Below are 17,433 nucleotides of genomic sequence, written 5' to 3'. Positions count from 1 at the left end.
TCTCCTCAAAAATCACATCAGGCCCATCTGCCTTGGCAGCCATGTCACCAGAAACGGCAGGAAGGTGAGCAAAAGGATGCGCGCCAGATCGGCGATCAGAAAGGGGACAACGCCCCGGAAAATCAGTGGGATGGGCAGATTGGGCGCCATCCCGTGCAAAACGAAGATATTCATCCCGATGGGCGGGGTGATCATGCCAAGGCCCGAGACCATCACCAGCATCACCCCCCACCAGATCGGATCATAGCCCAAAAGATCGATCACCGGCAAAACGAAGGGCAAGGTCACCACCATCGCCGCCACCGATTCAAAGACCGCGCCCAAAGCGATATACATCAGATACAGCGCTAAAATGATCAGGATCGGGGCCACATCCAGCCCGCCGATCCACTGCACCACGATTTCCGGCAGGCCCGAAAGCGCCAGAAAATAGCTGAAGGAAAAAGCGCCGATGATCACCAGATAGATCATGCCGGAATTGATCGCGGTTTCCCGTGCCACCTGCACGATCACCGCCCGATCAAGGCTGCCCCGCACAAGACTGAGGATAAAGGCCGAAACTGCCCCCAAAGCCGCCGCTTCGGTCACGGTGACGATGCCGCCATAAATGCCCACCGTTACCAAAAGCCCCAGCAGGATCACCGCCCGCGCCTGCTTCACCGCTGCCCAGCGTTCGCCCCATGAACTACGCGCCTGTGCGGGCACCTGATCAGGATAAAGGCGGGCATAAACCCCGATGGCGATCAACTGAAACAAGACCGCCAAAATACCGGGCACAACAGCCGCCGCAAACATCGCCAGCACGAATTGTTCCGATAAAACCGCATAAATCACAATGATCAGGGAGGGTGGAATGATGATCCCCAAAGTGCCCCCGGCAGCAATGGATCCCGCCGCAAAAGCCGGGCGATAGCCATGCGCCAGCATTTGTGGCAGGGCCACCCGGGTCATGGTGGCTACCGTGGCGATGGATGATCCGCACACCGCACCAAAAGCCCCGCAGCCGCCAATGGTGGCCACCGCAAAGCCACCCTTTTTATGGCCGATAAAAGCATTGACCAGATTATATAAATCCGCCGAAAGCCCGGAGATGGCCGCCAAACTGCCCATCAACAAAAAAAGCGGAATGATCGCCAGATCAAGACTTTTGAAGGCGCTGACGGCCTCGATACCGGGAATGGCCAAAGCCGGATCAATCCCCGCCAAAAGCGCAAAACCCGCCACCCCGGCAATCCCCATGGCCGGACCGATGGGCACATGAAGGGCGATCAGCACGAACAGCAAAATCACCCCGAACAGGGCAATCAACAAGGGGGTCATGGCTGCGCCTTTTCGGGGTGGATCGCCTGCCCGATGCTGGCGAGACAACTGATAATCTGCACGATCAGGGTGATGCCCAAAAGGCCGGTGGCCATAAAGGCCGAAGGCTGACGGGGGATTTCCACAATGGGGCTGTATTGCACCCCCAGATCAAGGGCATAAAGCCCATAATGCCATGTAACCACGAAAACAAAGCCGGTCAGCATGATCTGGCCAAAAGCATCGAGCCATAAGGCAAAAGTGGGGCTAAGGCTTTGGCCCAAAAGGCGGATGGTGATATTCCCCCGGCGGGCCATCAGCAAAGGCATGAAACAGGTGAGAGTCACAGCGATCAACAGGCCATTCAGATCTTCAAGGCCATGAATGGGGGCACGCAAAAGCCAGCGCGACAAAGCATCGGCAGTGATCGCAAAACCCTGCACCAGCAAAAGAACCAGCCCGATGATGGCCAAACCATCAGCACTCATCTGTGCCGCCTTTGCAGCCTTTTCAGTCCAGCCCTGCACCCGATCCAGCCTCATAAAGGGGCCTTTTCAGCGGCGATTTCATCAAGAATGCGGCTTAAGGCGCGCAGCAGATCGCGGCGATCCTGATCCGTGCCCTGCCATTGTTCTGCCATGGCCGCAAAGGCCGCCATCAGATGCGCACTTTCCGATGGGGTTGGGCGGTAAAATTGATGATCGGGGCTTTCTTTCACCCGGGCGATGGCTTTATCGGCTTCCGCCATCATCGAAGCGGTCAGCGCCAGAGAAAAAGCCTCGCCGCTTTCCGAGAGGATCGCCTCTTTCACCTTTGGCGGCAGCTCGCGAAACCGGCTTTTGTTCATCACCACCGCCGATGGGGTAAAGCCCAATGCCTGGGTCATGTGGCTGCGGGTGGTCAGTTCGATCCCGGTGGCTTTGGTGCCGTGCCAGGAAAATAAAACGCCATCGATCATCTTCCGGCTCAGGCTTTCCGCCACCTGTGTGGCGGTGATGCCGCCCACTGCCGTCGCCCCCATGGCTTCAACGATGCGGGCCTGCGCCGCATTGGCCACCCGGATCTTGCGATTGCTCAAGCCGCTCAGACCATCGAAATCATCCGCCATATGAAGATAATTGGCAGGCGAAACCGAAAGCCCCAAAACCGTTACATCATGAAGTCCGGGAAAGAAGCCGCCTTCATGAAGCCGCCAGAAGGCCCGGGTGAGGGCCATGGGATCATCGGATAAAAGGGGAATTTCCAAAAGCGATATCTCAGGAAAGCGCCCCGCCACATAACCAAAGGGAAACCAGGTGATATCAGTGACCCCGGCCATCAGCAGGCGCAATTGCATCTCGCCATCATGGCCCAGCGCCCCGCCTGAAAAAAGCTGGATCTCGTAACCCATGGGCCCGATTTTTTCATTCACCCGCATCAGCCATGGCACCATCGCATGGCGCACATGCACCACCCGATCCGGCACGAAAATTCCCAGCCGCAAAATTGTGGGCGCGGCTTTTGACGGCTGATCTTCGGCCCCACGATCATCGAGAAGAGCGGCCGCCACAACAGGAGGCGACATGAAGAGGCGGGGGCTCATCACAAGGATGGCCCCAACCCCAAAAAGGGCAAGACAGATGAGGACGCCTTTTAAAAAGCCCATCTCATGCCCCCAAATCCATCAAACACAGATCATGAAACCCAAACCCATCAAGCAGAGCCCATCAAGCCGCACCCTGTGTGCGATCAGGTGCATCATAAATCGCCGTGCCCGGATGGAAATCAGACCAGACATACCAGAAAATCTTGTTGTAATGGGGAATGGGGGTCAAGGCTTTCCCACTTAATTCACCAGACAAACAAACCCCATGCAAAGCCCAAAGGCTGCCGGTCTCGGCATCGGTCATCTGATCATTGGGGGCAAGCTTAAACGAGAGCACCCGGCCATCCACATCGCGATCAAAAACTTGCGTGAAATCACCGCGATCATCTGACACCACGAGCAAGGAGACATCGCCCAAGCGATCTTCGATCAGCTTTTCGCTTTTGCACAGATCAAGGGGATAGCTTTTGCTCACGCCCCCGGCTTCCACCCCCAAAACCATGGCTTTAAGGGGCAGGCGCTCATCTTTGTCATGCTGCAGGGGATAGACCATCACCGGGCTTTTCGGATCGATCACATCGGCGCGGGCCAAAAGCTTCAGATAAAAAATATCGCGCCAGGCAATCGGCCGCATCCAGATCGGGCTATCGGGATAGCGATCTTTCCAGGCTTTGAGGCTCATGGCCTGCGTGGTGATGGTTTTGAGCGGCAGGCTGCCATTGAGCGAGCCATTCTGGATCTGGATCACCGAACACTGGTTTGATTTATCATAGAACACCATATTATTCGCCAAAGCGGCGGTGATGGTGATATCGGGCTGCCGAAAGCGATCCGCCATCGCATAAGACATCGAGCTATGGGCCAGAATGCAATGGGTCATGATGAAGGGATGATCCCCTTCGGGCTGATAAACGATATGAGGCCGCCGCGCCAATCGGGCAATAAAGCCCCAGGGCTTGCCCCCCTCATCGATCACCCCCACCACTTCTTCATTGGGGCCGAAACGCTTTAAAGCCTCATCCACCGAAATGAATGTGGGTTTGCGGATAGGCCGGAACATCAGCTTGGTGTGCATGAAAAAGCCAAACACTAAAATGCCCGCATAAACCACGGCCGCCCCGATGAGGATGGGCGATACAGCACCGCCATCCAAAGCCACAAAAAGTGCATAAAGCAAAAGCGCTGCCGATAGCAAAAGCACCCAGAAGGATTTGCCATAGATATAACGCGCCCCGGATTCCGAAACGGCGATCTTGTTGGTGAGCATCAAAATGCCCAATGTTCCCGGCAAAACCGCCGCCGCGCATAAGATAACTGCCAATATGGCCAGCCCATCAGCCATTGTCATGATGTGTCCTCGTTTTTTTTATAATGCCGATCAAAGATGTAACGGGTCAGCCTTCAAATTTCAGGCGCACATAAATCATGCGCTGTCTGGGATCATGAAGCTTTGAATCAAAGCGGAAGGTTTCCCCCGGGATCACCGGTACTTTATTATCAAAAACATTCACCGCACCCACGGTGAAGGTGATGGCATCTTCCGCACTCAAAAGCCCATCGAGGCGATATTGATATTGCACATCAAAAGTGGTTTCCGCATCCACCTGCACCAAAGACTGATCATCAAACACGCCATCAACGACCCGCGCCGTGACATTCAGATTATGGTTCTTGTAAAACCAGTTGACCGGGAAATTCGCCCGCCATTCCGGGACCGAGCGGAACGGATTGGTGCGATTGCGCGAACCAACGCCATCGATCACCTCGCCCGTGCCAAAAGCCCCCAGATCAATATCGAAACTATTGATCCAGCTTACCACTGCCGAGGCATTAAGATCGCCATAACGGCCCAGTGACATGTCATAGCTGACATTGAGATCCACCCCGTCGGTTTCCAAAGACGCGCCATTGAAAAAGGCCCGCGAAACATCGACGATCGTGCCGCTGGCGGTTCTGGTGATGCGCGGATCATTGGGGATGCCATCATCAAGACAATCATTGAAGGCAATCGCCTGATTATCCTCGAGCAGGATCACATCATCGATATCATAATTCCAATAATCCACCGAAATGCGCAGATTGGTGCGCGGCGGCTCGATCACAAAACCAATATTGAAATTGGTCGATTCCTCGGGCGTAAGATCGGGATTGCCAATCTTGCCAAAAGCGGTGTTGATCGGGCGGCTTTCGCCCCCCGCCACATTGATGGCCCCATCGCCATTGGCATCACAGCTCAGGCCGCCGGGACCGGGCAGGAAGGGATCATTCAGCCTTTGGGTGCCCACCTCGAAAATAGCGGTTTGCGATACATTGGGAGCCCGAAAAGAGGTGCCGAAAGAAGCGCGCAGCGCGGCCCAATCGGTGGCCTGCCAGCGGGCCGAGATCTTGGGATCGATGGTATCGCCGATGGAGCCGCCATAATCTTCGTAGCGCACCGCCGCCGAAAGCTCGATCCGCGATGTGACCGGCAGGGAAATTTCGCCAAAAAAGCCATAAACATCAATATCCCCTGCCCCATCAGGCGAAGGCGGCTGGAAAAAACTGTCGCCGATTTCCAGCAGACCATCATTATCGAGCAAAAAGGTGTTCTTGCGATAGCTGCCGCCAAAGGCCACACCTACCGAACCGCCCGGCAATTGCAGGCTTTCGATGGTGCCTGAAACAAAGCCCTCGACCGTGGTCTGCTCGGCTTTGGTAAAGCGTTCGGAGGTGCGCATCACCGCATCTTCCAAAGCCTGATTGGTTGGCCGATCAAAGATTTCGCTGGCAAAAGGATTGAGAAACTGCCCTTCAAAGCCGCGCAGGGTACCGGCCAGGGCATCTTCGGTCAGGCTGAAGACGGTCGCGGCATTATCGGTGAAGCTGACTTCATTCTCGCTCCGCTGATAATGCACTTCGCCAAACCATTTATCGCTCAGATCGAAACGCAGCCCGGCCATCGCCCGCCATGTTTCGGAATCCACCTGCATCTGGCCCGAGCCATCGATCAGGTTTTTCACCCGAAACTGGGCAAAAACCGCACGCGGGCTGCCATCGGGATTATGGAACACCGGATTGATGCCCCCCAATTCCTCAACCGTGGGGATAAACGGATTATTGGCAGGCACCAAAATAGCCTGAAACTGATTGGGCAAAGACGGCGAGGCATCCACCGTGGAGCGATTATCAGCATAATTGAATTCAGCAAAAAGCTCCAGCCTGTCATTCAGCTTGTGCCGCGCTTCAGTGAAAAACAAAACACGCCGCTCATCGGGAACGATGGAGAAATTTTCGGCAAAATTAAAGGCGCAAAAGCCCCGCACATCCGGGCCCAGAACACCAATATTCGCGCCATCGCCAATGCCCGCGCGGGTCTCTGCCCCGGGGCCGATGATCTTCAGGCCCGAAGCATCGGGCAGCCCGGTTTGATCAAGGCAGCGCGGATCAGGCACGGGGCCGGTGCCGGTTTGCCGCGAGGGCGGTGGCACCACCAGCGATCCCGCAGGCTGACCGGGGGCGCCGGGGGCCTCGATAAAGCCGCCATTGCCATCGGGGATCGCCGGGAAAAAGGTGCCGGGCATCCCCTGGCCGGTATCGGTTTCAGGCGACAGGCGATTGGGGAAGAAACTGCGATCAATGCCGCGCAGATCCGTGCGATCGAAATAAGTGAAAAAGGCCGCGACATGGCTGCGATCATTGCCCGCCCCAAAGGCGGCATTGAAATTGACATCTTCCTGGCTGTTTTCGGTGGTGGTTTGATAGCGGCCTTCCAGTTCGAAGCCTTCAAAATTGCTGCGGGTGATGATATTCACCACCCCGGCCACGGCATCGGTACCATAAAGGGCCGATGCGCCATCCTTCAGAATTTCCATGCGCTCGATCATATTCATCGGCAGGGAATTCACATCGACAAATTGCGAGCCATCATTGGCCACCGCCGCCGACCGGGTGATGCGCCGTCCATTGATCAGAGTAAGAGTAGAACCAAGACCAAGGCCGCGCAGATTGAACTGCGCCGTGCCGAAGGTGAAATTCTGATTGGTGCGGTCGAAATTGAATTCCGAGCCGGTATTCACCGCCACATTCTTCACGATATCGGTGATATTGGTGGCCCCCTGCGCCCCCATATTCGACCGATCGATCACTTCCAGCGGTGAGGGATTATTATAGCCTTCCCGGCGGATGAACGAGCCGGTGACCATGATTTCCTCAAGCTGGATGGCCTGATCATCCGTGCTCGTTGCGGGCGCTTGTGCTGCTGATTGGGATTGGGCATAGGCCTGTTCGGTGGGAGCCATCAAACCCACGGCTAAAGCCGCCGGTGCTGCCGCCATGAACAACCATGCCGTTGTTGGGTGCCGCTTCATCTCATTCCTCCCCTGATCGCCGCCCCTCTGTTTTTTATTATGAGAGTGGGAAGCCACATTGATAGTTGCACATTCAACGATAAACCCTACGTCAGAATTGTCAATTGTCCATTGTTGATTATGTGCTCTTATCCATAAAAAATTTTAATCATCTGTAAATAAACAATATTTTTTATACTGGCTGTGAAAAATCATAGGTTTATCATCTGTCGCAGAAAATTTTTCAGATAAACTGTTGCATCTGAAACGCACCAATCATTAAATTGAACATGATATTTTGGATAAAGCAGCCCTTGGCCCTTCTCTGGTCCAGAGCTTTGCACCTTCAATCCGGTTTAGATGATGAACAATAAAAAACACCCGCCCACCCCTGAAGACAGCCCGGCACAAAAGCCGGCCAAAGCCGCGCATCCGGTGCCCCGGAAAGATGGCTTTCCCCAAGTGTCGGAAAAAACCAATCTGCCCGATCACATGCCCTATCAGCTTGTGCATGTCTCGGCCTTGCTCTCATTAGGGGTCAGCCGATTGTTTTTATCGCGCTTTGATCTGGGGATCAGGGAATGGCGGGTGATTGCCATTCTGGGCCATTATGGGCCATCGAGCGCATCCGATCTTGTGGGCCGCGCCGCCTTTGACAAGGCAACCGTCAGCCGGGCCATCAAGCAATTAGAGCGCAATGGCATGGTGGGCCGCTGCGCGCATCCCACGGATGCCCGGCGGCAGCTTATTTATCTCACCGAAAAAGGCGTTGATCTGCATGATCGGGTGGCCCCGGTTTCGATCATGCGCAAGCGGATTGTTGAATCCGCCTTGTCGGAAAAAGAGCGCGAAAGCCTGCGGGTCATCCTTGAAAAACTGCGCGGCCAGCTTGAATGGCTCAATCAGGAAGAAGCATTGGATAATCGCGAGACGGACGACTGATCAAAAAGCATCCGGTTGGCCTTCGGGAGCGGCGGCGGCAAAAGCGGGCAGTTTTTGCAGATGCGCATCGATGGCCAAAAGCGTGGGGCAGCTTTCCAGATTGGCAGCAAAGCGCCGGGCATTCCACATCTGCGGCACCAGACAGATATCCGCCAAACCCGGTTCGCCCCCGAAACAATGCTTACCATCGCTATGGGCCTTCACCATGGTTTCAAGGGCCTGAAGCCCTTCAACCACCCAATGGCGATACCAGTCATCCACTGTCGCCTGATCATGGCCCAGCGGATTTTTGAGATATTTCAAAACCCGCAGATTGTTCAAAGGATGCACATCACAAGCAATCAACTGCGCCATCGCCCGCACTTTTGCCCGAGCAAGGGCAGAGGATGGCAGCAAGGCGGGGGTTGGGTGCGTTTCCTCAAGATATTCGATGATCGCCAAAGATTGTGTCAGCACCCCGCCCTCATCGGTGGTGAGAGCCGGCAGCAATCCCTGGGGATTGATCCCCAGATAATCCGCGCCGCGCTGCTCGCCTTTGGGCAGATTCACATAATCCGGCTCCCATGAAAGCCCTTTAAGGCCCAAAGCGATGCGCACCCGATAAGAAGCGGAGCTGCGGAAATAGGTGGATAATTTCATCGAGGTCGATCCTTTCAACTAAGCCTGCTTCTCTCGTACATCATGGCATTGGGCCAAAATCCCCGCCGTGCGGGCCATATCCTCGCTATTGGAAAACATCGGCACACCCGCCTGTTCCATGCTGGCAAACCAGCGATCGCGCTGTTCCAATGTGCCCATCATGCTGTGCATCAGGGGCAGATCGCAGGCTGCAGCATCTTTAGCGAGGCGGGCAATCACCGGATCGGCATCCACCATGAAGGGCACCACATGGATCATCAAAATGACATCGAAAGCCGCTCCGTGCGCCATGGCGATGGCCAGCGTTTCACCAAAGCGATCTTCGCGGGCATCGGCCAGCAGATCAAGGGGATTGCGCACCGATGCTTCTTTGGGCAGGGCTTCTTTCAAGGCCGCCGCCATGGGGGCGGGCAGATCCACGAGATCAAGCCCCGAAAGGGTGGCTTCATCGGTGGTCAGCACCCCCGGCCCGCCGGAATTTGATAAGATCAGCGCCCGCTTGCCAAAGCCTTTGGGGAAAAAGCCCAAGCCCCGAGCCGCCAATTGCAGATCGCGCAGGGATTTCACCCGCACGATCCCCGCATCCCGGCACAAGGCATCGATGGCGGCATCAGATGATGCGCTGGCCCCGGTATGGGCCTTGGCGGCATCCAGCCCCTTTTGGGTGCGACCGGGGATAAGGGCGACAATCGGCTTTTCGCGCGAAACGCTCCGCGCCGTGGCCGCCAAGGAGGCCATATCGCGCGCGGATTCAAGATACAGCAGGATCGCCCCGGTTTCGGGATCATCCCCCAGATGGCGCAGATGATCTTCCACCCCCAGATGCATGGAATTACCCACGGATACCACGCGCCCCATGGGAACCCGACAGGCCACCGCATGGGCGATCATCTCTTCGGCCAGCGCCCCGGATTGGGAAATGAAGGCAATCGGCCCACCGGGGGGCAGATCGCGAAAAAAGGTGGCGGCCAGCCGGGTTTGATCGCCCAGACTGATGATCCCGCCGCAATTGGGCCCGGCGATAATCAGATCGTGCTTTTCGGCCAAAGCATCAAGGGCGGCCTGTCTTTCGGCCCCTTCAGCACCGGCTTCGGCAAAGCCGCCGGGCAGGATCAGGATGGCCTTATGCCCGGTATCGGCGGCTTCGGCCACGGCATCCAAAATGAAATCCGGGCGAATGGCGATCACCACCAGATCCACAGGCCTGGGCAGCGCCCGCAGATCGGGCAGAGCCTGCCGCCCGAACATCTCACCCCCCTTGGGATTGATGGGATAAAGCGCACCGGCAAAGCCCGCCTCCTCCATCATATGGAGGATCGCCCCGCCCGAGCTTGTGGGGCGTGCGCTTGCCCCCACGACGGCAACCGAACGCGGCGCGAAAAAAGCCGATAAATCGCGCCCGGCTTGTGCTGTGCTCATGCGTGCCCCCTCAAAGAATGCGGGTCGAAAGCTCGCCCACACCCTCAACACCGCCGGTCATCACATCGCCGCGCTCCACCGGGCCAACCCCTGCGGGGGTGCCGGTGAAGATGAGATCGCCGGGCTGCAATTTGAACAGGCCAGAGAGGATCGAGACGATTTCCGTCACCGACCAGATCAATTCCGAAAGATCGCCATCCTGCTTGATCTGATCATTCACGGAAATCCAGATCCGGCCTTTTTCGGGATGGCCGATATCGCTGGCCCGGCGAATGGCGGTGATCGGCGCGGATTGATCAAAGCCTTTGCCGGTATCCCAGGGCCTGCCTTTATCGCGGGCTTCAAGCTGCAGATCACGACGGGTGAGGTCATTACCCACGGCATAGCCAAAGATATGCTCATGCGCTTTTTCGCGGGGGATATTCTGGCCCCCCTTGCCAATCGCCACCACCAGTTCAATCTCATGATGGAGATTGGATGTTTCCGGCGGATAAGCCACCGAAGCGCCATTCGGCACGATGGTATCATTGGGCTTTGAGAAAAAGAACGGCGGATCGCGCTCGGGGTCTTTGCCCATCTCGCGGGCATGGGCGGCATAATTGCGCCCTACGCAATAAATCCGATGCACGGGAAAGCGCTCCAGCGTGCCGGACACTTCAACACTGGGAATGGCGGGTGGTGTGAAAACATAGGTCATGAAGTCCCTTCCGTCTCTGTCTTAAAAAATGTGGAATGTGTTTGCGGCAATGGTCAGCGGCCAACGCCCCGCCTCGAACAATCTGAATTTACTCACGAAGGGATGATCCTGCCCATCCTGTTTAGCATGAGGCGCCAAGGCATATAAGGCCATCTGATAACAGCTTTGCGCCGCCGATCCCGCCGCCGCCCGGATGATCCCGGCATCGGCATGGCCGGATCGCGCCGCCGCCACCGCCGCCGGGCCGTGCAAAAGCCGGGTGGCGCTATCGGTGATTTCGGTCAATAAAGGCAGCAGCCGGGCGTCCCCCAGATGGTTCATGGCTGCCGCATAAAGTTCAGACTGAACCGTCTGTTCGCGCTGCCACCATCTTTGCGACCAATCGCTGCGCTCTGCCGCCGCCCGGGCCTCCGCCCAATCGGCAATCCAAAAGAGCGCGCAATCCGAAAAGCCCAAGCCCTTCAAATAGGCCAGCGCCGTTGTCGTCTCGCCCTTTGTGGGGGGCTCCCCCACAGCGGCAAACCACGAAGCCGCCTCCATATCGCTGATCAGCCCCCGCACGATTGCGTGCCCCTTCTCTGCGGCCAAAGCGTTCATGGATGCGCCTCGCTTATGCGCTCTTCCCGCCACAGGCCCAGCTTTTGCTGCACCCCGCGATCAGAATAGCTGAACAGCACGCTGTCCTCATCGGCATGATGGGTCACAGACACCCAAGTGGGCACCACAAACAGGTCATTCGGCCCCCAATCAAAGCGCTGATCGCCGATCAGGCTGTGGCCGCGCCCTTCAACGCACACAAAAACCGCACTATCGGTGCTGCGATAGGGCTTGCTGGAAAATCCGCGCGGCAAAAGCTGCAAAAAGGTGGCGATGGTCGGCATGGCAAAATCGCCGGTGCCCGGATGCACATATTTCTGCTTGATCCCATGGCAGGGATCGACAACACCGGCGGCACGCAGTTTTTCCAGAACCGCCCGGCTGCGGGCATAGGGATAATTGAACACCGGCGAAGTCGAATAAGCCGCCGCCTCATAATCCACCGGCAAAAGCCCGCTGCCAAAGCGCGCCGGGGCATCGTTTTCAGGCTTTGTCAAAGTCTGACGATCATCGCTGCCCTGCTCGGCAAAGCTTGCGTTCATGAAATAAACCAGCGGGATATCGAGACCATCGAGCCAGATCATCGGCTGATCGGTTTCATTGCCATGATCATGCCATGTCCAGCTTGGCGTGATCACAAAATCGCCACGCTGCATGTGCGTGCGCTCGCCATTCACACTGGTAAAAGCGCCGCTGCCCTCCAGAACGAAGCGCAAAGCCGACTGGCTATGGCGATGGGCCGGGGCCACATCACCGGGCAATACAAGCTGAATGGCGGCATAAAGGGTGGGGGTGATCCGCGATTCCCCGGGCCAAGCCGGATTTTCAAGGATCAGGGCCCGGCGCTCGGCCTCTTTGGCGGTGATCAGGTCCCCCGCTTCCATCAGATAGCGCCGCACATCGGCATAAGCCCAATGGGCCGCCGCCATGTCCGGCCTTGGCTGGGGGGTGACAAGATCGTGCAGAACCGTCCACAGGGCAGAAATATTGCGCCCCTTCAGCCGCCCATAGAAATCTTCGCGGGCGGCGGCCAGATCATTTTTATGCGCTGAGCCGTTCATGGCACGATCCCTTTCATCACGCCGATTGACGCCAAATCAGGCTGCTTGTGAGACGTCGGGCAATTCCAGCCCCAATTCATCAACCAGCGCCTGCGCCCGATTGAGATAATCTGCCCGCATATCTTCATTCTTGCGTAATTTGATGCCCCATTTGCGGAAAATCTCGTTGTTTTTAGAGTTATCCCGCCCAAAAAAGCCCGGCAAAACAGGGAAATAATCATTGATCGCCTGCTGAATGGCGGCCTTACCCTCGGGCGTGCGGATCATTTCGCTGGTAAATTCCTTCCCGAAATCGGCATGAAATTTTTCTTCCGGCATGGTGGCCCGGGCCAGATTGCGCAAAGGATGGAAGGTGCAATGCAACAGATCTTCCACCTGCAAAATTTCCGCCAGATCGGCCAAAAGCTTGATGACGCAGAATTCCGCCCAGTTTTTCAGGGGATATTCAAAAATCGACAGGGGCTTTTTATCACCACCGGGCATCAGTTCGGCTTCCGACATGCCCAGCTTCTGGCCCAGTTCCTTGAACCGCACATGATGGCCATATTCTTCCATGGCCACCCGACAGGTCAGCCATTTGGCATAGGGCGTGGGGGCAAGGGCAATGGCCGGTTCATCAAAAACCTGCGCGCCATAAAGTTCATTGATGGCATGGCTGCGCACCAGCTTTTTGATGGCGTCTTTATATTCTTCGGGCTGATCGGCGAAATCTTCGATCGTTTTCACAGCAGCGACATCGGGAGTGCTCATGGTCCTATCCTTGAATGATGGGGTCGGTGTTAAAGGCATCGAGATCGGATTGAATGGCAAAATAATGCGCGGAAAAATTCGTGGCCGCAGCCGATGCCAGGCCCTGCTCGTCCCATGGCTGATCCCGGGCAATGGCATGGGCGATGGGACGCGGCTGGCTCATCAAAAACACATCGCCGCCCCGCACCCCGATCAATTGGCCACTGATACCGGCCCCCAGATCAGAGGCGAGCCAGGCACAGGCCACCGCCACCGGCTGCGCGGGAAGCTGCAGGGCCCGGGCGCGGTATTCCTTTAAAAGTTCGGTCACCGGCGGCAGGCTTTCGGTGACCCGGGTGGCAGCAAAAGGCATGATGGCATTCGCCGTGATCCCCGCGCGTTCAAGCTCCAGCGCCATGACCCGGGTCAATCCCAGCAATCCCGCCTTGGCGCTGGCATAGGCCGAAACGCCGAAATTGCCGTAAAATGCCGCGGATGAAACCATATTGATCAGCCGGCCGCCCGGGCGTCCGGCTTTCGCCTGTTCGCGCATTTTGGGGGTTGCGGCATGGGCCAGATAATAGGCCGCCGACAGATTAACCTCGAGCACGCGATCAAAATCCGCCGGATCGCCCTTGAAAATCATCGCATCGCGCAAAATCGCGGCATTATTCACCACAATATCCAAAGCGCCAAATTGCGTGATGGCCAGATCCACCGCGCGGGCCGCAGCTTCGGGGCTAGCGATATCAATCTCCAAAGCCGCCAGCCGCGCGCCATCGGCCCCTTTGGCAATCAGGGCTTCGCGCTGCTGTTCAATCAGGCCCTTTTCAGGATCGCGGCCATCAATGCCGGAGCCATCATCCACCAGCACAAGAGACGCGCCCAAGGCCGCAAAGCGTTCGGCCACCGCATAGCCAATGCCCCGCCCGGCCCCGGTGATGATCGCCACACGCCCGGCCAAAAGGCCATCCGATTGCAGATCATCGGTCATCAGATCGTCTCCTTTTCAAGATCAGCCTTTTTGAGATCGGCTTCGGAATAAAAAGCATCGGCATGGATGGCATTGGGGGCGATCCCCAGATCGGGCAACAGCCGCTCCGCCGCTTCCACCATCGGCGGCGGCCCGGCCAGATAGGCGGTGAACCCCTCCAATGTGCCGCTGGGCGATAGATGCGGCAGGTCTTCTTTCACGATATCGGTAACAAGGCCAAAGCGCCGCTGCGCCGCCTTCAGCACGGCATCACAAGGGGCCGATAAAACCGGGGTGAAATGGAAATGGGGATGGGCCGCGCATAAACCTTCAAAATGATCGACAAGATAAAGATCGCGTTCATCGCGGACGCCAAAATAGAAATGCACCGGTTCGGCCCAGCCCAGTTTTGCGGCCCTATCGATAATCGATTTGATCGGCGAAAGCCCCGAACCCCCCGCAATCGCCAGGATAGGGCCACGGCGTTCCTCGCGCAGGGCCGCGGTGCCTGATGGCCCCTTCACCCGCACCTGATCCCCCGGCTGCAGATGATCGGCCAGATAGCGGCTGGCCCGGCCATCGGGCAAAATCCGCACATAAAATTCAAGGAAATCATCATCGGGCTGGCTGGCCATCGACCAGCTTCGGGCTGGCTGATCGGGCAAGGCAACATCGGCAAATTGCCCCGGCGTAAAGGTAAAGGGCCCGCCCGAAAGGATGGAAAGGCGCAAGCCTATGATATCATGGGTGAGGGGGGTGATGGCCTTCACCACGCACGCCATATCGCGCATGGGATGCACCATCTGGTCATCTTCATCGGCCAGTTCGATTTCACAATCGCTCCAGGGCACAGCCCGGCAGGCCAGAATGAAGCCGCGCTTTTCTTCATCTGCGCTCAAAGCAAATTCCGAAAAAGGCGACATTTCCACCTCACCCGAAAGCAACCGGCATTTGCAGGTGCCGCAATTGCCCGAGCGACAGCTATAGGGAAACGGCCCCCCGGCCAGCATGGCGGCATCCAATATCGTGCGCCCCATCTCAACAGAGATCGGTTCATCCCGGTCCTTGATCGAAACAGTGAAATTCATGTGGCACACAACCTTTCGGATGATCCGCGCAACCGGATAGCTTCTTAAGACCTTTCGCTCCCGAATTGCAGATGCAACGGTGTCAGGGGATGACAGCCCTGTCAAGCAATTGTATGGGTTACAAACAATATAATTTCACATGACTTTCTCAGGTTTCTGACAAATCATGTGTATATATAAAAAGTTACACATGATTTGTCCGGCGCATGATGGCGCGTTATCACAAAATGTTGAACCGAAGATCGAAAAGAAATCCGCACCCCTGCCGCAAGGCGCTTGGCAAGATTATATTGTAAGGTATAATGACAAATAATGATCTGCCGAAGCGATCAACCAAAGCCCATGAAAGCCTGACCACCAAAAGGAGCAACCGCTTTGAAATCCATCCAAACGATGAACATGCCCCTTGCCTGCCCCGTGGCACTGCCGGTGGATGGGCTGGATCCATGGATGAGCGGATCATCATCGGCCAGCGCCCTTCATCTTCATACCGTGGCCGGGGCGATGGAAGGGATGCAAAAACAGGCGCTGGTGGTGGATGCGGCCAGCCAGCGCATCTGGAATTTTGCCTGTGATGAGGGCCCCTATCTCAATGGCACCGATCTCGCCCCTTTTCCTTTGGCCTATTTCAACAGCGGCCTGGGATTTTCCCTCTTTTGCGAAATCGAAACCCTTGCCCATGCCCGCGGGGTGCGGCTCGATGATCTGGAGCTTTGCCTTGATAGCTTTTACGGCATGGAGGGTTCAGCCCTTAAAGGCACCATGACCGGCAGCGCCCTGCCGCCGGTTCTGGTGATCAACGCCAAAACCGATCTGGATCGTCCCGCTTTGATGCAGCTTGTGGCCGATGCGGTTTCGGCCGCCCCCGCCAATGCGCTGCTGCGCGCGGCTTTGGCCAGCGAATTTCTCTGCGACCACAATGATCAGGCGCTGGAGGTTCAGGATTTAAACCGCATTGCGGGCGCGTGCCTGCCCAATCCCCAAGCCATCCTCGACAGCATCAAAGCCGATGATTGCGCCGATGTCCGCGATGATATCGTCACCAAGCTCAGCCAGACGGAAGCTGTTTTCGGCGTTGAGGGCGGGGCGGGCACCAGCCTTCAGGCGGATCAGAGTCGCCAATTGCATATTCGCGGGCTGATCCATCGCCGGTCCGATGGCCTGCTGGAAAACAAGGTGCAGCTTTATAAACCCATCGGCAGCGTTTTCCGCTTTTTGGGGGATAGCGCCCCGCAATTTGGCGGCACCGGTCGGGCGCCATCGGGGCTCGCCTATTTATCGGCGGGTCTGGCTTTTTGTTATCTCACCCAGATCGGGCGTTTTGCCCATATCAAGAAACTGCCGCTCAGCCATTATAGCCTGCATCAGGATACCCGCTTCAGCCTGCCCGGCGCTTCATCGGGCACAATGGAAGTGGCGAGCGCTAAAGCCGTGCAAAGCCATGTTCATATCCGATCCGATGCCCCCGATGCGGAGATTGCCCATCTGATGATCATGGCCGAGCAAACCTGCTTTTTGCACGCCGCCTGCCGCACCGCCCTGAAACTGAAAATCCGGGTCCAACCACTGGCCGGATAGGGTCTTTAAGGCTCCCCCCCCAGTTGACTACCCATTGAATTTTTGCAGCAGGCTGCGCAGGCGATCAAATTCAATGGCAGTCAGCTTTTGGGACACATCGGCTTCATGGGCACGGATGGCGGGGATCAGCCGATCAACGAAGGCATCCCCCGCCGCCGACAGGCTCAAGGAATAAGCCCGGCGATCCCCCGGGCGCGGATTGCGCACAATGAAATCGCGGCGCACCAGCCCTTCGATGGTTTGCCCTAAAGTCGCCCGCTCAACCTGCATGGCGCGGGCCAGATCGGATTGGGAAATACCCGGATTATCGCGAATCAAAATCAACAGCCCGGCCTGCCCCGGGGTGATCTGCAGGGGGGCTAAAGATTCGCGGAAATGTTGAAATAATTTGACCTGTGCCAAGCGCAGGCGAAAACCGAACAAATCGTCAAGACTTGAAAAATCAAGTGTCTGCGCTTTTTTCCGCGCCTGTTTCGGCGGCATTCCCGATCCTTCCACGCC

16 protein-coding genes are annotated in these 17,433 nt (G+C 56.8%); 2 read left to right on the top strand and 14 right to left on the bottom strand.

The window, feature by feature from the left end:
- Nucleotides 1–12: 12 nt before the first annotated feature.
- From QK300_RS07250 to QK300_RS07230, 5 genes are all read right to left on the bottom strand, one after another.
- A complete protein-coding gene (locus QK300_RS07250; RefSeq protein ID WP_281301039.1) occupies nt 13–1,320 on the bottom strand; it encodes a TRAP transporter large permease in 1,308 nt (435 codons plus the stop codon).
- Nucleotides 1,317–1,841 carry a TRAP transporter small permease subunit gene (locus tag QK300_RS07245; RefSeq protein WP_281301038.1) on the bottom strand — a complete coding sequence of 175 codons (525 nt, stop codon included), beginning with the start codon at nt 1,839–1,841 and terminating at the stop codon, nt 1,317–1,319. Before QK300_RS07245 ends, QK300_RS07250 begins: the two co-directional genes overlap by 4 nt.
- A complete protein-coding gene (gene dctP / locus QK300_RS07240; protein WP_281301037.1) occupies nt 1,838–2,863 on the bottom strand; it encodes a TRAP transporter substrate-binding protein DctP in 1,026 nt (341 codons plus the stop codon). The genes QK300_RS07245 and dctP overlap by 4 nt, the downstream gene beginning before the upstream one ends.
- A gap of 142 nt (nt 2,864–3,005) precedes the next feature.
- On the bottom strand, nt 3,006–4,232 hold the full coding sequence (locus QK300_RS07235) for a DUF3179 domain-containing (seleno)protein (protein ID WP_281301036.1): 1,227 nt from the start codon (nt 4,230–4,232) through the stop codon (nt 3,006–3,008).
- Between the two features lie 46 nt (nt 4,233–4,278).
- Entirely contained in the window at nt 4,279–7,230 is a 2,952-nt protein-coding gene (locus QK300_RS07230; RefSeq protein ID WP_281301035.1) for a TonB-dependent receptor, read from the bottom strand.
- A gap of 342 nt (nt 7,231–7,572) precedes the next feature.
- Here QK300_RS07230 and QK300_RS07225 point away from each other — a divergent pair, with 342 nt between their 5' ends.
- Nucleotides 7,573–8,151, top strand: a complete 579-nt coding sequence (locus tag QK300_RS07225) for a MarR family winged helix-turn-helix transcriptional regulator (protein ID WP_281320830.1) — start codon at nt 7,573–7,575, stop codon at nt 8,149–8,151.
- Here the strand turns inward: QK300_RS07225 and maiA are convergent, their stop codons facing one another.
- From maiA to QK300_RS07185, 8 genes are read right to left on the bottom strand one after another with little or no spacing between them, the layout of a single operon-like run.
- Nucleotides 8,152–8,790, bottom strand: a complete 639-nt coding sequence (gene maiA / locus QK300_RS07220) for a maleylacetoacetate isomerase (protein ID WP_281301033.1) — start codon at nt 8,788–8,790, stop codon at nt 8,152–8,154.
- Between the two features lie 18 nt (nt 8,791–8,808).
- A complete protein-coding gene (locus QK300_RS07215) occupies nt 8,809–10,209 on the bottom strand; it encodes a CoA-binding protein (RefSeq protein ID WP_281301032.1) in 1,401 nt (466 codons plus the stop codon).
- A 10-nt stretch (nt 10,210–10,219) separates the two neighbouring features.
- Nucleotides 10,220–10,906 carry a fumarylacetoacetate hydrolase family protein gene (locus tag QK300_RS07210; protein ID WP_281301031.1) on the bottom strand — a complete coding sequence of 229 codons (687 nt, stop codon included), beginning with the start codon at nt 10,904–10,906 and terminating at the stop codon, nt 10,220–10,222.
- A gap of 21 nt (nt 10,907–10,927) precedes the next feature.
- A complete protein-coding gene (locus QK300_RS07205) occupies nt 10,928–11,503 on the bottom strand; it encodes a hypothetical protein (RefSeq protein ID WP_281301030.1) in 576 nt (191 codons plus the stop codon).
- Nucleotides 11,500–12,564: a gentisate 1,2-dioxygenase gene (gene gtdA / locus QK300_RS07200; protein WP_281301029.1), complete on the bottom strand. Its 1,065-nt coding sequence runs from the start codon at nt 12,562–12,564 to the stop codon at nt 11,500–11,502. The genes QK300_RS07205 and gtdA overlap by 4 nt, the downstream gene beginning before the upstream one ends.
- A gap of 36 nt (nt 12,565–12,600) precedes the next feature.
- Nucleotides 12,601–13,314, bottom strand: coding sequence for a Phenylacetic acid catabolic protein (locus tag QK300_RS07195; protein WP_281301028.1), 714 nt, complete (start codon nt 13,312–13,314; stop codon nt 12,601–12,603).
- Nucleotides 13,315–13,318: 4 nt separating this feature from the next.
- The gene (locus tag QK300_RS07190; protein WP_281301027.1) at nt 13,319–14,287 is read right to left on the bottom strand and encodes an SDR family oxidoreductase; all 969 of its coding nucleotides are present in this window, start codon (nt 14,285–14,287) and stop codon (nt 13,319–13,321) included.
- A complete protein-coding gene (locus tag QK300_RS07185; RefSeq protein WP_281301026.1) occupies nt 14,287–15,354 on the bottom strand; it encodes a 2Fe-2S iron-sulfur cluster-binding protein in 1,068 nt (355 codons plus the stop codon). The genes QK300_RS07190 and QK300_RS07185 overlap by 1 nt, the downstream gene beginning before the upstream one ends.
- 375 nt (nt 15,355–15,729) lie before the next feature.
- Here QK300_RS07185 and QK300_RS07180 point away from each other — a divergent pair, with 375 nt between their 5' ends.
- A complete protein-coding gene (locus QK300_RS07180; RefSeq protein WP_281301025.1) occupies nt 15,730–16,932 on the top strand; it encodes an OsmC family protein in 1,203 nt (400 codons plus the stop codon).
- A gap of 27 nt (nt 16,933–16,959) precedes the next feature.
- Here the strand turns inward: QK300_RS07180 and QK300_RS07175 are convergent, their stop codons facing one another.
- Complete coding sequence (locus QK300_RS07175) at nt 16,960–17,415, bottom strand: MarR family transcriptional regulator (RefSeq protein WP_281301024.1); 456 nt, start codon at nt 17,413–17,415, stop codon at nt 16,960–16,962.
- Nucleotides 17,416–17,433: the final 18 nt, after the last annotated feature.

The sequence above is a fragment of the Iodidimonas sp. MBR-22 genome (genome assembly GCF_029946565.1).
Classification (GTDB): Bacteria; Pseudomonadota; Alphaproteobacteria; order Sphingomonadales; family Rhodothalassiaceae; genus Iodidimonas; species Iodidimonas nitroreducens.
The sequence above is the reverse complement of the archived record's forward strand: the minus strand, read 5'-3'. Positions and strand labels throughout refer to the sequence as shown.

What these genes read in the sequence shown, in the direction of transcription:
- QK300_RS07250 (WP_281301039.1), bottom strand. Translation starts at nt 1,320, where the DNA reads ATGACCCCCTTGTTGATTGCCCTGTTCGGGGTGATTTTGCTGTTCGTG.
- QK300_RS07245 (WP_281301038.1), bottom strand. Translation starts at nt 1,841, where the DNA reads ATGAGGCTGGATCGGGTGCAGGGCTGGACTGAAAAGGCTGCAAAGGCG.
- dctP (WP_281301037.1), bottom strand. Translation starts at nt 2,863, where the DNA reads ATGTCGCCTCCTGTTGTGGCGGCCGCTCTTCTCGATGATCGTGGGGCC.
- QK300_RS07235 (WP_281301036.1), bottom strand. Translation starts at nt 4,232, where the DNA reads ATGACAATGGCTGATGGGCTGGCCATATTGGCAGTTATCTTATGCGCG.
- QK300_RS07230 (WP_281301035.1), bottom strand. Translation starts at nt 7,230, where the DNA reads ATGAAGCGGCACCCAACAACGGCATGGTTGTTCATGGCGGCAGCACCG.
- QK300_RS07225 (WP_281320830.1), top strand. Translation starts at nt 7,573, where the DNA reads ATGAACAATAAAAAACACCCGCCCACCCCTGAAGACAGCCCGGCACAA.
- maiA (WP_281301033.1), bottom strand. Translation starts at nt 8,790, where the DNA reads ATGAAATTATCCACCTATTTCCGCAGCTCCGCTTCTTATCGGGTGCGC.
- QK300_RS07215 (WP_281301032.1), bottom strand. Translation starts at nt 10,209, where the DNA reads ATGAGCACAGCACAAGCCGGGCGCGATTTATCGGCTTTTTTCGCGCCG.
- QK300_RS07210 (WP_281301031.1), bottom strand. Translation starts at nt 10,906, where the DNA reads ATGACCTATGTTTTCACACCACCCGCCATTCCCAGTGTTGAAGTGTCC.
- QK300_RS07205 (WP_281301030.1), bottom strand. Translation starts at nt 11,503, where the DNA reads ATGAACGCTTTGGCCGCAGAGAAGGGGCACGCAATCGTGCGGGGGCTG.
- gtdA (WP_281301029.1), bottom strand. Translation starts at nt 12,564, where the DNA reads ATGAACGGCTCAGCGCATAAAAATGATCTGGCCGCCGCCCGCGAAGAT.
- QK300_RS07195 (WP_281301028.1), bottom strand. Translation starts at nt 13,314, where the DNA reads ATGAGCACTCCCGATGTCGCTGCTGTGAAAACGATCGAAGATTTCGCC.
- QK300_RS07190 (WP_281301027.1), bottom strand. Translation starts at nt 14,287, where the DNA reads ATGACCGATGATCTGCAATCGGATGGCCTTTTGGCCGGGCGTGTGGCG.
- QK300_RS07185 (WP_281301026.1), bottom strand. Translation starts at nt 15,354, where the DNA reads ATGAATTTCACTGTTTCGATCAAGGACCGGGATGAACCGATCTCTGTT.
- QK300_RS07175 (WP_281301024.1), bottom strand. Translation starts at nt 17,415, where the DNA reads ATGCCGCCGAAACAGGCGCGGAAAAAAGCGCAGACACTTGATTTTTCA.